This is a genomic window from Fusobacterium perfoetens (assembly GCF_021531595.1).
Lineage (GTDB): Bacteria > Fusobacteriota > Fusobacteriia > Fusobacteriales > Fusobacteriaceae > Fusobacterium_B.
Map to the genome: position 1 here is coordinate 105,431 of NZ_JADYUD010000001.1, position 16,183 is coordinate 121,613.

Below are 16,183 nucleotides of genomic sequence, written 5' to 3' on the forward strand. Positions count from 1 at the left end.
ATTTAAAATAAAAATTAAAAAAAGAATATAAAAGGAGTGATTTTTAATGTTAAAATTAAGATTAACAAGATTAGGAAGCAAAAAAAACCCAGTATACAGAATAGCAGCTATGGAATCTTCTGTTAAAAGAGAAGGAAATGCAGTAGCATACTTAGGAAACTACTATCCATTAGAAGATTCTAAAGTAACTTTAAAAGAAGAAGAAATCTTAACTTTCTTACAAAATGGAGCACAACCTACAAGAACTGTTAAATCTCTTCTAGTTAAAGCTGGAGTTTGGGCTAAATTTGAAGAATCTAAAAGAAAATAATTAAATTTTAGATGAATGAAAAATTAAAATAATTTAGATATTTACTTTTATATATAATATATGGTATAGTATATTTAATAAAAAGAACAAGGGGAGATAAAGATGAATTTCACGAACACTATAATAATAATATCATCAATAATAAAGTAAACAACAATATTATAGATGTTATTATGTGGCGTTGTAAATAATTACTCTTCTAAAAATATAAATTATTTTGTAAAGATTAAGGCAACCTGCATGGTTGCCTTTTTTATTTATCTGTTAATTAAGAAATATTATTATAAACTTTTATTCAGGAGGTTTTTATGTACAAAAAAGTATCTACCAGCTTAAATTTCGTAGAGAGAGAAAAAGAAATTGAAAAGTTCTGGGAAGAAAACAAGATTTTTGAAAAAAGTATCGAGTCAAGAAAAGGAGAAAAAACATATACTTTCTATGACGGACCACCTACAGCAAATGGTAAACCACATATAGGACATGTTTTAACTCGTGTAATAAAAGATATGGTTCCAAGATACAGAACAATGAAAGGTTATGATGTTCCAAGAAAAGCAGGTTGGGATACTCATGGACTTCCAGTTGAGCTTGAAGTTGAAAAGCTTTTAGGAATAAATGGAAAAGAACAAATTGAAACTTATGGATTACAACCATTTATTGAAGAATGTAAAAAAAGCGTATGGAAATACAAAGGAATGTGGGAAGACTTCTCTAAAACAGTAGGATTTTGGGCTGACATGGAAAATCCATATGTTACTTATGATAATAACTTTATAGAATCTGAATGGTGGGCTTTAAAGAAAATTTGGGAAAAAGGATTACTATATAAAGGATTTAAAATTGTTCCTTATTGCCCAAGATGTGGAACACCTTTATCAAGCCATGAAGTTGCTCAAGGGTATAAAGATATTAAAGAAAAATCTGCAATAGTAAGATTTAAAGTAAAAGATGAAGATGCATACATTTTAGCATGGACAACTACTCCATGGACTCTTCCATCAAATGTGGCTCTTTGTGTTAACCCTAACGAAACTTATGTAAAAGTTAAACATGAAGAATATACTTATTATATGGCAGAAGCTCTTGTAGAATCTGTATTAAAAGAAGATTTTGAAATTCTTGAAAGATTTACAGGAAAAGATTTAGAATATAAAGAATATGAACCATTATTCAGATTTGTAAATCCTGATAAAAAATGCTGGTATGTAACTTGTGACACTTATGTTACTCTTACTGATGGTACTGGAGTAGTTCATATTGCTCCTGCATTCGGGGAAGACGACGCAAATGTTGGAAGAATTTATGACTTACCTTTTGTACAATTAGTTGATGCTAAAGGAGAAATGACAAAAGAAACTGACTGGGCAGGAGTTTTCTGTAAAAAAGCAGATAAACAAATTCTTATTGATCTAGATAAAAAAGGATTATTATTTGATGCACCAAATTATGAACACAGTTATCCACATTGCTGGAGATGTGACACTCCTCTTATCTATTATGCAAGAGAATCTTGGTTTATCAAAATGACAGCAGTAAAAGAAGATTTAATTAAAAATAATAATAAAATTAACTGGATTCCAAAATCAATAGGAAAAGGTCGTTTCGGAGACTGGCTTGAAAATGTTCAAGACTGGGGAATCAGCCGTGACAGATATTGGGGAACTCCTCTTAATGTATGGGAATGTGAATGTGGACACAGACATGCAATAGGAAGCATTGCAGAACTTAAAGAAATGTCTCCTAATTGTCCTGAAAATATTGAACTTCACCGTCCATATATTGATGCTGTAACTATTACTTGTCCTCATTGTGGAAAACAAATGACAAGAGTTAAAGAAGTTATTGATTGTTGGTTTGACTCAGGTTCAATGCCTTTTGCTCAGCATCACTATCCATTTGAAAATGAAGATTTATTTAAGAAACAATTCCCAGCTGACTTTATTTCAGAAGCAGTTGACCAAACAAGAGGTTGGTTCTATTCACTTCTTGCTGTTTCTACATTAATTTTCAATGAAGCACCTTATAAAAATGTTATAGTTCTTGGACATGTTCAGGACGAAAATGGACAAAAAATGTCTAAATCTAAAGGAAATGCAGTTGATCCATTTGATGCACTTGCAACTTATGGAGCAGATGCAATTCGTTGGTATTTCTATATAAACTCAGCTCCTTGGCTTCCTAACAGATTCCATGGAAAAGCAGTTCTTGAAGGACAAAGAAAATTCATGTCAACTTTATGGAATACTTATGCGTTCTATGTTCTTTATGCTGAAATAGATCAGTTTGATCCTACAAAATATACACTAGATAAAGAAAAAATGACTGTTATGGATAAATGGCTTATGTCAAAACTAAATACAGTTGTTAAAGGTGTAGATGAAAACCTTTCTGATTACAAACTTCTTGAAGCAGCAAGACTATTACAAGATTTTGTTGACGAGTTAAGTAACTGGTATGTAAGAAGAAGCAGAGAGCGTTTCTGGGTAACTGATATGACAGAAGATAAAATCACTGCATATATGACATTATATACAGCTCTTGTTACAATAGCTAAAACAGCAGCTCCAATGATTCCATTTATGACAGAAGAAATTTATCAAAACTTAGTAAGAAGTGTTGATAAAAATGCTCCTGAAAGTATTCACTTATGTGACTTCCCTGTTGTTGATGAATCTGCAATAGATACAGCTTTAGAAGCTGATATGGATGAAGTTTTACAAGTTGTTACTCTTGGAAGAGCAGCAAGAAATGCAGCAAATATTAAAAATAGACAACCTATTGCAAATATTTATGTAAAAGCAGGACATGAAGTTGGAGAACTTTACCAAAATATAATCAAAGAAGAATTAAATATTAAAAATATTCACTTCGTACAAGACACATCACAATTTACTTCTTATACATTCAAACCTCAGTTAAAAACTTTAGGTCAAAGATATGGTAAGAAAGTAAATGAAATCAGAACTCTTCTAGCTGAAATAGATGGAAGCAAAGCTAAAAAACAACTTGATGAAACAGGAGTGTTATCACTTACTCTTTCTGATGGAGAAGTTGCAAATTTAGCTGTTGAAGATCTTCTAATTGAAAGTGGTCAGACTGAAGGATATATGCCTTTAGAAGATAGAGGAATTACAGTAGTTCTTGATACAAAACTTACTCCTGAGCTTATTGAAGAAGGATTTGTAAGAGAAATTATAAGTAAAATCCAATCAATGAGAAAAGAGGCAGACTTTAATGTTGTAGATCATATTGTTCTTTATGAAGAAGGAAACGATAAGATTAAAGATATTATTTCAAGAAATGCATATGCAATTAAAAATGATACTTTAACAGATGAAATTGTATTTGGTGCAGCTGAAGGATTTGTGCAAGAATTTAATGTAAACGGAGAAAAAGTTAAATTTGGTGTAAAAGTAAAATAAAATTATTTTAAAAGATAATTAAAGCAAAAGATAAAAATTTTCCAAAAGATTTGAGGAAGATTTTTATCTTTTTGTTTTAGAGGATATCTTTTTTATTTAGAAATTATACTTGATTTATGATATAATATAATGGTTTAATTCATGTGAAAACAAAAGACGGAGGCAGCTAATGAATAATCTTTTTGAAGCCGTAGCAAAAGAGTTAAAATTAAAATTAACTCAGGTAGAAAATACAGTAAAATTACTTGATGAAGGAGCAACAGTTCCTTTCATTTCAAGATATAGAAAAGAAGTAACAGGAAACCTTGATGAAAATCAGATTGGAGATATTCTAAAGACTGTAACATATTTAAGAAACCTTGAAAAGAGAAAAGAAGAAGTAACAGCTCTTATTGAAGAACAAGGAAAACTTACTGAGGAATTAAGAGCAGCTATTCTGAAAGCAGAAAAGCTTCAGGAAGTGGAAGATTTATATCTTCCTTATAAAAAGAGAAGAAAAACAAAGGCTGATATTGCTATTGAAAAAGGTCTTGAACCTTTATCACAATATATATATTTAATGAAATCTGAAGCAGATTTAATGAAAAAAGCAGAAGAATTTATAACAGAAGAAGTCACTTCAGCAGAAGAAGCTGTTGAGGGAGCAAAACTTATAGTAGCTCAAGGAATTTCTGAAAAAGCAGAATACAGAGAAAAATTAAGAGAAATGCTTCTTAAAAATGGAATTATAGTTTCCAAAAATAGTAAGAAAGCAGAAGAACTTGATGTTAAAAAAGTATATGCAGATTATTATGAATATTCAGAGCCTATAAAAGCAATTCCTTCTCATAGAGTTCTTGCTGTAAACAGAGGAGAAAAAGAAGATATTCTTTCAGTTTCTTTAAAAGTTGAAGATAATATAAGAGAAAAAATGGATAGTATTCTTCTTGGTGAATTTAAAAACAGAGAGGCTCTTGAATTTTTAAAAACAATAACAGCAGATGCTTTTGAAAGACTTATTTTTCCATCTATAGAAAGAGAAGTAAGAAATATTCTTACAGAAAAAAGTGAAACAGAGGCTATAGCTGTATTTAAAGAAAATCTTAAAAATCTTTTGTTACAGCCACCTTTAAAAGAAAAAAATGTTCTTGGACTTGATCCTGGATACAGAACAGGATGTAAAGTTGCTATAGTTGATAAGAATGGATTTTATGTGACAAATGATGTTTTCTTTCTTGTTGAAGAAATGAATACACCAAAACAACTTGAAACAGCAAAAAATAAAATTTTAAAATATATAAAAGATTATGATATAGATATTATTGCTATAGGAAATGGAACTGCTTCAAGAGAGACAGAAAGTTTTGTAGCAAAAACTCTTAAAGAATGTACAAAAGATGTAAAATATATAATAGTAAATGAAGCTGGGGCTTCTGTATATTCTGCTTCAAAGCTTGCTAACGAAGAATTTCCTGATCTTGATGTAACAGTAAGAGGAGCTATTTCAATAGGAAGAAGAATTCAAGATCCTTTAGGAGAACTTGTTAAAATAGATCCTAAATCAATAGGTGTAGGAATGTATCAGCATGATGTTGATCAGAAACAGCTTGATGCTTCTCTTGATGAAGTTATTGCTTCAGTTGTAAATAGTGTTGGTATAAATGTAAATACAGCTTCATGGGCACTTCTTGAACATGTTTCAGGAGTGAAGAAAAATACAGCTAAAAGTATTGTTGAATACAGAAGAGAAAATGGAAACTTTAAAAATAGAAAACAGCTTTTAAAAGTAAAAGGCGTAGGAGCAAAAGCTTATGAACAGATGGCAGGATTCTTAATTATAGAAAATGGGGAAAATATTTTTGATAATACAATAATCCACCCGGAATCTTATAACATAGGTGAAGAAATTCTTTCAACAGTAGGAATTTCAATGGAAGAATATAGAAATAATCTTTCAGAGAGCAGAGAGAAGTTAAAAAAATTTAATTACAATAAATTTGCTGAAGAAAAAGGTTATGGAAAAGAAACAGTTAAAGATGTTTATGAAGCTCTTGTAAGAGACAGAAGAGATCCTAGAGATGAACTTGAAAAACCTCTTTTAAAATCAGATATATTAAAAATTGAAAATCTTAAAGAGGGAATGGAACTTGAAGGAACAGTAAGAAATGTTGTAAAGTTCGGAGCATTTGTTGATATTGGACTTAAAAATGATGCTCTTCTTCATATTTCAGAAATTTCAGATAAATATATAGATGATCCTGGAAAGGTACTTTCAGTAGGTCAGATAATAAAAGTAAAAATAAAAGATGTTGATCTTAAGAGAGAAAGAGTTGGCTTAACAAAGAAAGGAATGTAATATGAGAATAAACCGTGATTCTCTTCTTGTGAAAATAATTTTTTATAATAACATAGCGATAGTGGTAACAGCTATCGCTGTTGCCTTTATGACAACTTTTATTACTTTTGAAGATATGGAATCAAGGCTTGTTGCAACAGCAAGAGAGAAAGTTTCTTTACTTGATAAAGCTAAAACAAACTATCTTTCAAAGGTAAGAGAAGATTTATATGAAGTATCAAGAAAGGATGCCCTTGACGGTTCAAGAACAGTTGGAAATTATGACATAGCAACACAGCTTTTAAAAAGTGAGCTTTTAAGGCGTGATTTTCAAACTTATTACAGAATAGGCCTTGCTGTAATAGATAATACAGGAAAAGTAATAGGAAAAGCAGGAGAAAAAGAAGTTTTAGATTCTGAAAAATGCTTTAAGTATTCAGGAATTTCAAAAGGAATAGAAGAAGGAAGTTACCTTGTTGAAATAGGAGGAAAAATATTTGCCAAGGTAATCATACCTTATGCAAATAATAAAGCTGATAAAGAATATTTAGTTGCAGCAGTTCCTTTAGACCTTAATTTTCTTCAGTATATGAAAAACTTTATAGAACTTGGAAATAATGACAAAATATTTGCTGTTATTGGAGACAGATATGTAAATGGAGATTTTCCTGCTGAAGATGGGAAAAAATTTATTTCATCAGATAGTTTTAATACTCTTAAAAGAGCAAAGTACAGATATTTTTATAAGAAATCAAAAATACAGAATGAGGCATATTATGTTGCAATTTTATCTTTAAGAGATTATAAAAATGATTATATAGGAAATTTTGGAATTGCAGTTTCAAGAAAAGAACTGTTCAGAACAAAGGTAATAGTAAGTATATTTATTGCTGTAATTGTTCTTATGCTTGTAGGAACTTGTACGACAGTATTTACAAGAGTTCTTAAAAAACTTTTATCTCCTTTAAGAGATATAACAGAAGCAGCAGAGAGAATAAGTTTAGGAGACTATGAAACTCCTATTAAATTTGAGGGAAGCGGAGAGATAAAAACGCTGGCTGTTTCTATTAAGAAAATGCTAGGAAAGCTTGAAGAAAATCAGAAAAAACTGAAAGTTCAAAATAAAAAACTAAAAGAAAACTTAAATAAAATTACAACTATTGAGCAGCTTCTTCTTGGAATACAGATAGAAGATGATGTAACAGTAACAGTAAGAAAAATAATGTCTGCATTTACTTCTGAAATGGGACTGGGATTCAGTAGATGTATGTTTTTTAGATACAGTCGTGAAAGAGATGTAATGATGGGTGAATGCACTCAAATAAATGCTCATATAGCTGAAATAAAGAATGATATTTTAAAAGAAAGAAAGAGTGGATTTGATTTCCAGATAAAAGAGCTTAAAGATGTTGTACCTCTTATAAAAATTCCTTTTTCAGAAGACAATATATCAAGCAGAGCATTAAGAACAAAAGATATTATATATTATAATGACAAAGGATATAAGTACGATTTAGGAAATGACCTTTTCAAAAGTTTAGGATTAAAAAATTTCCTTATTTTTCCAATATATAATGTAGATTATTATTCAGGAGTAATTATTTGTGATTATTTTACTAAAGATAAAGAGATCACAGAAGAAGATATAGAACTTTTAAGACTTCTTCTTATGAATATATCAGTTAAGCTAAAAAATAAAATAAATGAAGAAGACAGAATAGAAGTTGAAAGAAATGCTACTATAAGTAAGATTTCAGAGAGATTTCTTAATACAAGACAGGCTGCTCTTAATAAACTTTTAGATATACTTGAAAAAACAAAAAATCAAGAGAATGAAAATATTGGTGATACAATAAAAGAACTTGAAGAACAAATTAAAAAGATGAAAAAAAGTAATAAAACTCTTATTGAATATTCAAGCCAAAATAGAAATAAACCTGAAAGAGTTAATATAGAACATCTGATGGCTGAAGTTATAGAAGAGTTTAAATCTGCTCTTAAAGCAGAGGGAAAAGATAAAGATATAATGATTTCATCGTTTATAAGTTATACAGGGGATGTGTTCGGAGATAACAGCCGTCTTAAAAAAGCTTTTATAGAACTTCTTAAGAACTCTTACGATGCTGTAATGGCTAGTAAAAATCTTCCTAGAAAGATAAATGTTATTGTAATAAGAGATAAACATGCAAATAAAATTAAGATTGATATAAAAGATAACGGTGTTGGAATGAGTGAAGAAAGAATTAAAACAATCCAGGAACCTTTTGTAACTTATAAGAGTGATGCTCCTGGACTTGGAATTCCTCTTGCTATAAGAGTAATAAAAGACTGCCGTGGAGTAATAAAATTTAATTCTCAGGAAAATGTGGGAACTACTATAAAAATTACATTAAATATGTTTAAAGAAAATATAAAAAAATAAAAATTTTAATTATTTAAAAATATTTGCGAAAAAGGAAATATTATTATAAAATTAAGAAAGAAAATTTAAAAAGCAGTTCAGGAGAGAATGATGATTTTTTACTTGGTAATAACAATATTGCTTGTTTTAATAGATCAAATTGTAAAAATTTTGGTTGAAAGACATATGTTTTTCGGAGATACAATTTCTATTATAGATGGCTTTCTTCATTTGACATATGTACAAAATAGAGGAATAGCCTTTGGAATATTTCAAGGGAAAGTTGATATAATAAGTATAGCAACAGTAATAGCAATAATCGGTATTATTGTCTATTTTTTAAAAAATGTAAAAAAATCCAATCTATTTGAAAAAGCAGCTTATGTATTTATAATTTCTGGTGCTGTAGGGAATATGATAGACAGACTTACAAGAGGTTATGTAGTAGATATGATTGATTTCAGAGGAATTTGGAGTTTTGTATTTAATATAGCAGATGTATATATAAACTTAGGAGTAATACTTTTACTTCTTGATTTACTGCTAAAAAGAAGGAAAGATTAGGAGGAAAAGAAATGACATTTCAAGAGATGATATTTACTCTTCAACAGTACTGGGGATCTAAAGGATGTGTACTGGGAAATCCTTATGATGTGGAAACAGGAGCAGGAACATTTAACCCTAACACATTTTTAATGTCTTTAGGACCAGAACCATGGAAAACTGCCTATGTAGAACCATCAAGAAGACCAAAAGATGGAAGATACGGGGAAAATCCTAACAGAGTGTATCAGCATCATCAGTTTCAGGTAATAATGAAACCATCACCTGATAATATTCAGGAACTTTACTTAGAAAGTTTAAGATTATTAGGTATTATACCAGAGGAACATGACATTCGTTTTGTTGAGGACGACTGGGAATCACCAACACTAGGAGCATGGGGACTTGGATGGGAAGTGTGGCTGGATGGAATGGAAATCACTCAGTTTACTTATTTCCAACAAGTTGGAGGTTTGGAACTTGACATAGTTCCTGTTGAAATCACTTACGGACTTGAAAGAATAGCTCTATATATTCAAAATAAATCTAATGTTTATGATTTAGACTGGACAGAAAATGTAAAATATGGAGATATGAGATATCAATATGAATATGAAAACTCAAAATATTCATTTGAACTTGCTGATTTAGATTTATATTTCAAATGGTTTGATGAGTATGAAAGAGAAGCTAAAAATATTTTGGAACAAGGATTAGTTCTTCCTGCATATGATTTTGTATTGAAATGTTCTCATACATTTAATGTTTTAGATTCAAGAGGTGCTATTTCTACAACAGAAAGAATGGCATATATTCTTAGAGTAAGAGATTTAGCAAAGAGATGTGCTGAAATTTATGTAGAAAATAGAAAAAATTTAGGTTATCCTTTATTAAAAAAATAATGATAGAACCGTTTTATAAGAATAAAATAAAAGGAGATGAATAAATTGAGACTACTTTTTGAAATAGGAATGGAAGAAAATCCAGCCAGATTCCTAGTAAAAGCATTAGATGATTTAAAGAAAAATTTAGAAAATAAATTAAAAAATGAAAGAATTAAATATGATGATATAAAAACTTTCGGAACACCTAGAAGAATGGTTCTTTTAGTTGAAGGACTTGCTGAAAGACAAGAAGATTTAAATGAATTAAACATGGGGCCTGCAAGAAAAGTTGCTTATGATGCAAATGGAGAACTTTCAAGAGCAGGACTTGGATTTGCTAAATCTCAAGGTGTAGAGGGAAAAGATTTAGAAATAGTTGAAACTCCAAAAGGAGAATATATTGCTGTAAGAAAGTTTTCAGAGGGAGTGGCAACAAAAACTCTTCTTCCTGAAATCTTAAAATCTCTTGTACTTGAACTTGAATTCCCTAAGTCAATGAAATGGGCTGACAGAAAGTTTAAATTTGCAAGACCTATTCAATGGTTTTTAGCTATGGCTGACAATGAAGCTGTTGAATTTGAAATAGAAGGAATAAAAAGTGGATTATCTTCAAAAGGGCACAGATTCTTTGGAAAACCATTTACAGTATCAAGCATAGATGATTACTTTAATAAAATAAGAGAAAATAATGTAATTATTGATATTGCAGAAAGAAAACAAATGATAAGAGATCTTATTGATAAAAACTGTACAAAAGAAAATGAGCAAGTTTTAATTCATGAAAATCTTTTAGATGAAGTAACAAACTTAGTTGAATATCCTTATCCTATAGTTGGAACATTTAATTCTGACTTCCTTGAAGTTCCTCAGGAAGTTCTTATAATATCAATGGAAGTTCATCAAAGATATTTCCCTATTTTAGATAAAAATGGAAAACTTCTTCCAAAATTTGTTGTTGTAAGAAATGGTATTGAAGATTCTGATAAAGTAAGAGCAGGAAATGAAAAAGTTCTTTCAGCAAGACTTGCTGACGCTAGATTCTTCTATCAGGAAGACCTTAAAAATCCTCTTGAAGCAAATGTACCTAAATTAAGTACTGTTGTATTCCAAAAAGATCTTGGAACTATTGCAGATAAAATGGCAAGAGTTACTAAACTTGCAGATTTCTTAACAGATAAACTTGGATACGGTGCTGAAAAAGAAGATATATTTAGAACAATAAAACTTTGCAAAGCAGATCTTGTGTCAAATATGATTAATGAAAAAGAATTTACAGAACTACAAGGACTTATGGGAGCTGACTATGCTCTTAAATCAGGAGAAAAAGAAACTGTATCAAGAGGAATAGAAGAACATTACTTCCCAAGATTTAAAGGGGACAAACTTCCTGAAACTAAAGAAGGAATTGTTGCAGGAATTTGTGACAGAATGGATACTCTTGCAGGATGTCTTGGTGTAGGTGTAACAGTTACTGGATCTAAAGATCCATTTGCTTTAAGAAGAGCAGCACTTGGAATAGTAAATGTTATAATTAACTCTAAACTTAATATCTCTCTTAAAGAATTAACAGAAAAGAGTATAGAAATTCTTGATGAAGCAGGAGTTCTACAAAAAGATAAAGCTACTCTTGAAAAAGAAGTACTTGAATTCTTAAAACAAAGAGTAATTAATGTATTTACAGATATGAAATATAGAAGAGATGTAATTCTTGCAGTTGTTGCAAAAACTTGGGACAATGTCATTGAAACTAAATCTGAAATTGAAGTTCTTGAAAAGGCAGTTCAGGAAGATAGTTTCAAAAACCTTATTGGAATTATCAAAAGAGTTGGAAACATTGTTAAAGATCATGAAGGAAGAGAAGTTAATAAAGATTTATTTAAAGAAGAAGCTGAAGTTTCTCTTTATGATTATGTAGAAAATCTTGATAAAACTGTTACAGAACTTCTTGCAGCAAAAGATTATAAAGGATATCTTGATGCTGTATTAAATGGAGAAGAAATAGTAAATAACTATTTCAATACAGTTATGATTAATGATAAAGATGCAGCTGTAAAAAATAACAGACTTTCTCAAATGAAGAGATTAGATGATATTTATGAAAGAATGGCTGACCTTGATTTAATAGAAGGATAATAAAATTTTTTAAGATGCCCTGAAGAAGAAAATTCTCTTTAAAGATTATTTTCTTTTCAGGGTATTTTTTATTTTAATTTATATATAATATAGTATTAGACATTTATATATAAAAGTGTTATACTAAAAAAGGATATAAGTTAAAGGATAATAAAAAATATGGTTTTGGTATGATTAAAAGTTGACAAACCATTAAAAAAATATTATAATTACATGTTAAAAGATAAATTTTTATATCAAAGGAGAAATAAAGTATGGGAAGATTAGTCGGAACTATTTCAAGAGGACTTCGTGCACCAATCATTCATCAAGGTGATGATATAGCAAATTTCGTAGTAGATGCAGTGCTTGCTGCTGCTGAAAGCGACAATATTGTTTTAAGAGACAGAGATATCGTTGCAATGACTGAGTCTATTGTTGCCAGAGCTCAAGGAAACTATGCTTCTATAGATGATATAGCTGCAGATGTTAAAGCTAAATTTGGAGACAACACAATAGGTGTTATATTCCCAATATTAAGCCGTAATAGATTTTCTGTATGTTTAAAAGGAATAGCAAAAGGAGCAAAGAAAATTGTTTTAATGTTCAGCTATCCTTCAGATGAAGTTGGAAACCACTTTATTGATTATGATTTACTTGATGAAAAAGGAGTAAATCCATGGAGTGATGTTTTAACAGAAGCAGAATTTACAGAAAAATTCGGAAAACCTGTTCATGTATTTACAGGAGTAAATTATATTGAATATTATTCTGAATTAATAAAAGAGCAGGGAGCAGAAGTTGAAGTAATATTTGCTAATAATCCTACAGCTATTTTAAAATATACAGACTGTGTTTTAAACTGTGATATTCACACTCGTGTAAGAACTAAAAAATTATTAAAAAATGCTGGAGCTAAAATAGTTTACGGAATGGATGAAATAATGGCTTCTTCTATAAATGGAAGTGGATTCAATGAAAATTATGGACTTCTTGGATCTAATAAAGCTACTGAAGATACAGTAAAATTATTCCCTCGTAACTGTAAAGAACTTGTAGACAGAGTTCAAAAAATGCTTAAAGAAAAAACTGGAAAAAATATGGAAGTTATGGTTTACGGAGACGGAGCTTTCAAAGATCCAGTAGGAAAAATATGGGAACTTGCAGACCCAGTAGTATCTCCAGGATATACTGATGGATTAGAAGGGACTCCAAACGAAATTAAATTAAAATATCTTGCAGATAATGACCTTGCAGGATTAAAAGGTGAAGAATTAAATAAAGCAGTTGCTGAAGCTATAAGAGGAAAAGATTCAGATCTTAAAGGACAAATGATAACTCAAGGAACTACTCCAAGAAGATTAACTGACCTTATTGGTTCTTTATGTGACCTTACTTCAGGAAGTGGAGATAAAGGAACTCCTATCATTTTAATTCAAGGTTACTTTGATAACTATATTGATGATTAATAAAATTAAGAGAGTGGTTGTAAACTGCTCTCTTTTTTTATAGATAATAATAAAATAAAAAATCAGGAGCTTTTAAAACTCCTGATTTTTGTAAGCAGTATATTATAACCTTAGGATTAGTTATTATAAAATTGCCTTGCAGCAGTTATGAGAAAAATTAAATTCCTAATGGTATAAAAAACATTTGGAGAGATAAGATAGGAATAAAATTTTTCCCACAAACATCCTGCTGAATATTTTAATTAAAGTGAGAAACCTTAGGTGAATAAAAGAAATTTTATTTTTCTAAAATCCCTAACTTTAAGTTATAACAAAGTTCTTTTCTTATCTTGGCTTTATTATATACAGCTTATCTATTTTTTGTATATCCTCTTTAAATTATTTATCCATCTGAAGAGTAAAGTAAAATTTTACACAGTTATTAAGATTAATAACCCCATATTTACTTTTATGAGCTTTTAATATATTAGAAACAATATAAAGTCCCAGTCCTCTTTGGTAATTATTACTTGTTGTGTAAAACTTATTCCATATTTTATGTAAATCTGCTTCAGGAATAGATTCTCCATCATTTGAAACTGATATTGAAACTCTATTACCAGGAATTTCATCAATTCTTATAACAATTTTACTTTTAGCATAGTTATATCCATTTTTAATAAGATTGAAAATAACTTGCTCAATTTTTTCTCTGTCTCCTATAACAAAAATTTCTCTTTCATCATTAAAAATAATTTTTTTCTCTGAAAGTTCTTTTTGATAAATATAAAGTCCAAGTTTTATGACAGGAATAATATCAAATCTTTTTAAAATAAGATTTTCTTTTATACCAGTGTCATTTCCTATAAGAAGAGTTTCTTCAGAAAGTCTCAAAAGTCTTTTAGCCTCAGAAATAATAATATTAAAATCTTCATCATCTTTATATTTATCTTGCATAAGTTCAGTAAATCCCATAATAAGAGAAAGAGGAGTCTTAATTTCATGCATAAAACTCATTATTTTTTCTTCAAGTTCTTCTTTTTTTATAATATTTTTTTCTGCTTCATCTCTATAAAGCTTAATTACATCTTCAAGTCTATATGCCATTTCGTCAATTTTAAAATAAAGTTCACCAATTTCATCATTTTTATGGTAGACGATGTCATTTTTAAAATTAAGTTTTGAAATTCTTTCTGTAACTTTTGAAAGATATACAATAGGATTGACAAGGAAATAATCCAAAAAATGACCTATTACAAGAGTAAGCAATAAAAGAAATGCAGCTTTAAAATAAAAATACACTCTTAAAGTAGGGAAAACAGAACTTAAATTTTGATAAGAGTAGTATATATATACAGTGCAATTTCCTATATTTTTTTTTATAATTTCAACTTCTTGTCCATTATTATCTGTAAAAATATGTTTTTCTTTTTTTATATCAGATAATTTAGAAAAAGCTACAACAAGAGAACTTGCCTGAGGAGAAAAAAAGTCTGAATCTGATGTTGCAGAAACATTTCCTTTAATGGAATATGTTCTTAAATTTTTCATGGTTGCAAATTTATAGTCTTCATATACTCTGTCTATACATTGTATAGATATAGGAAGATAATATTTTTCTGCAAGAATATCTATACCAATAAGTTTTATAGGCTCTTTATCAATAAGATAAAATTTATCATCTGAATATAAATTATTTAAGAATGAATTAAGAAGGATTATTTTTTTTCCTTCATCAGTTTGTATTGAAAAATAATCAAAATCTTCTATATTGATAATTTTATTATTTTTTACTACAAGAACAATACTGTCTGTATTGTGCTGAAAATCTCTTAATTTTTGAAAATTGATTTCATTTTGTGAAGTTATGAAGTCAATATTCATAAGTTGCTTTTGTTTTTGCATTCTGAAAAATTTTTCAAAATAAAATTCCCCTGAAAAAAATTCAAGGGCAACTATTGAGAAAAACATAAGTGCTAGTATTAAAAGAATTTTAGGTTTTAGTTTCAAAATTCATTCACCTCAAATTTATACCCTACCAGCTTAACAGTTTTTATAAATTTAGAATAATTTTTAAGTCTTTGTCTAAGCTTTTTTATATGGTTATCTATAACTCTGTCGTTTCCTATGAAAGAATATCCCCAGATAGAAGTGATAATCTGTTCTCTTGTAACAACAGTATTTTCATTTTCAATAAGATACATAAGAATTTCTCTTTCTTTAGGAGGAAAATCACATTCTTCTCCATCTATAAGAATCTTTTTTCCCTTTTCTTCAATTTCCAGACCTTCATATTTTTTATTTATTTTTGTCTTTTTAAGATATCTGTTTACAATTGATATAAGAAGCTGTTTAGGAAATGGTTTTGTAATATATCCATCAGCTCCTGCATCATAAGCAAGTACCTGACTTTTTTCATCAGAAAGAGCTGTAATAAATATGATAGGAACTTGGGAAAATTTTCTGATTTCTCTTGTAAGTTCCAGTCCGTTAAGTTTAGGCATCATAATATCAACAAGAAGAAGAGAATATTTATTTCCATTTTCAAGTTTTTCAAGAGCCTCTTCCCCATTAGATGCTTCGTCCACTTCAATATCTTCTTGTTTTAGTATAGTAGTTATAAGTTTTCTCATATTTAAAGTATCCTCAACAAGTAATATCATATAATTCCTCCCAAATATGTTATATATATGTCATGAGCATATATTATAATTATATCTTAAAATTAAGTTTAAGTCTAACAAATAAA

At 29.1% G+C, this 16,183-nt stretch carries 10 protein-coding genes; 8 read left to right on the forward strand and 2 right to left on the reverse strand.

The window, feature by feature from the left end; translation table 11 throughout:
* Window positions 1–46: 46 nt before the first annotated feature.
* The 8 genes from rpsP to I6E17_RS00495 all read left to right on the forward strand — a co-directional run bounded on the left by rpsP (window position 47) and on the right by I6E17_RS00495 (window position 13,455).
* Window positions 47–310 (forward strand): 30S ribosomal protein S16, encoded by a 264-nt coding sequence (gene rpsP, locus I6E17_RS00460; protein ID WP_176828549.1) that lies wholly within the window; start codon window positions 47–49, stop codon window positions 308–310.
* A gap of 308 nt (window positions 311–618) precedes the next feature.
* Window positions 619–3,732 carry an isoleucine--tRNA ligase gene (gene ileS / locus I6E17_RS00465; protein WP_235234895.1) on the forward strand — a complete coding sequence of 1,038 codons (3,114 nt, stop codon included), beginning with the start codon at window positions 619–621 and terminating at the stop codon, window positions 3,730–3,732.
* A gap of 169 nt (window positions 3,733–3,901) precedes the next feature.
* Window positions 3,902–6,067 carry a Tex family protein gene (locus I6E17_RS00470; RefSeq protein WP_176828551.1) on the forward strand — a complete coding sequence of 722 codons (2,166 nt, stop codon included), beginning with the start codon at window positions 3,902–3,904 and terminating at the stop codon, window positions 6,065–6,067.
* A gap of 1 nt (window position 6,068) precedes the next feature.
* Window positions 6,069–8,468, forward strand: coding sequence for an ATP-binding protein (locus I6E17_RS00475; RefSeq protein WP_235234896.1), 2,400 nt, complete (start codon window positions 6,069–6,071; stop codon window positions 8,466–8,468).
* A 90-nt stretch (window positions 8,469–8,558) separates the two neighbouring features.
* The gene (gene lspA, locus I6E17_RS00480) at window positions 8,559–9,011 is read left to right on the forward strand and encodes a signal peptidase II (RefSeq protein ID WP_268825884.1); all 453 of its coding nucleotides are present in this window, start codon (window positions 8,559–8,561) and stop codon (window positions 9,009–9,011) included.
* Between the two features lie 11 nt (window positions 9,012–9,022).
* A complete protein-coding gene (gene glyQ, locus I6E17_RS00485) occupies window positions 9,023–9,892 on the forward strand; it encodes a glycine--tRNA ligase subunit alpha (protein WP_176828554.1) in 870 nt (289 codons plus the stop codon).
* Window positions 9,893–9,937: 45 nt separating this feature from the next.
* Window positions 9,938–12,007 carry a glycine--tRNA ligase subunit beta gene (gene glyS / locus I6E17_RS00490; RefSeq protein WP_235234897.1) on the forward strand — a complete coding sequence of 690 codons (2,070 nt, stop codon included), beginning with the start codon at window positions 9,938–9,940 and terminating at the stop codon, window positions 12,005–12,007.
* A gap of 254 nt (window positions 12,008–12,261) precedes the next feature.
* Window positions 12,262–13,455 (forward strand): coenzyme F420-0:L-glutamate ligase, encoded by a 1,194-nt coding sequence (locus I6E17_RS00495; protein ID WP_176828556.1) that lies wholly within the window; start codon window positions 12,262–12,264, stop codon window positions 13,453–13,455.
* Between the two features lie 378 nt (window positions 13,456–13,833).
* Here the strand turns inward: I6E17_RS00495 and I6E17_RS00500 are convergent, their stop codons facing one another.
* Together I6E17_RS00500 and I6E17_RS00505 are read right to left on the reverse strand one after the other, a co-directional pair.
* Window positions 13,834–15,444: a sensor histidine kinase gene (locus tag I6E17_RS00500; RefSeq protein ID WP_235234898.1), complete on the reverse strand. Its 1,611-nt coding sequence runs from the start codon at window positions 15,442–15,444 to the stop codon at window positions 13,834–13,836.
* The gene (locus I6E17_RS00505) at window positions 15,441–16,097 is read right to left on the reverse strand and encodes a response regulator transcription factor (RefSeq protein WP_176828558.1); all 657 of its coding nucleotides are present in this window, start codon (window positions 16,095–16,097) and stop codon (window positions 15,441–15,443) included. The genes I6E17_RS00500 and I6E17_RS00505 overlap by 4 nt, the downstream gene beginning before the upstream one ends.
* Between the last annotated feature and the right edge of the window lie 86 nt (window positions 16,098–16,183).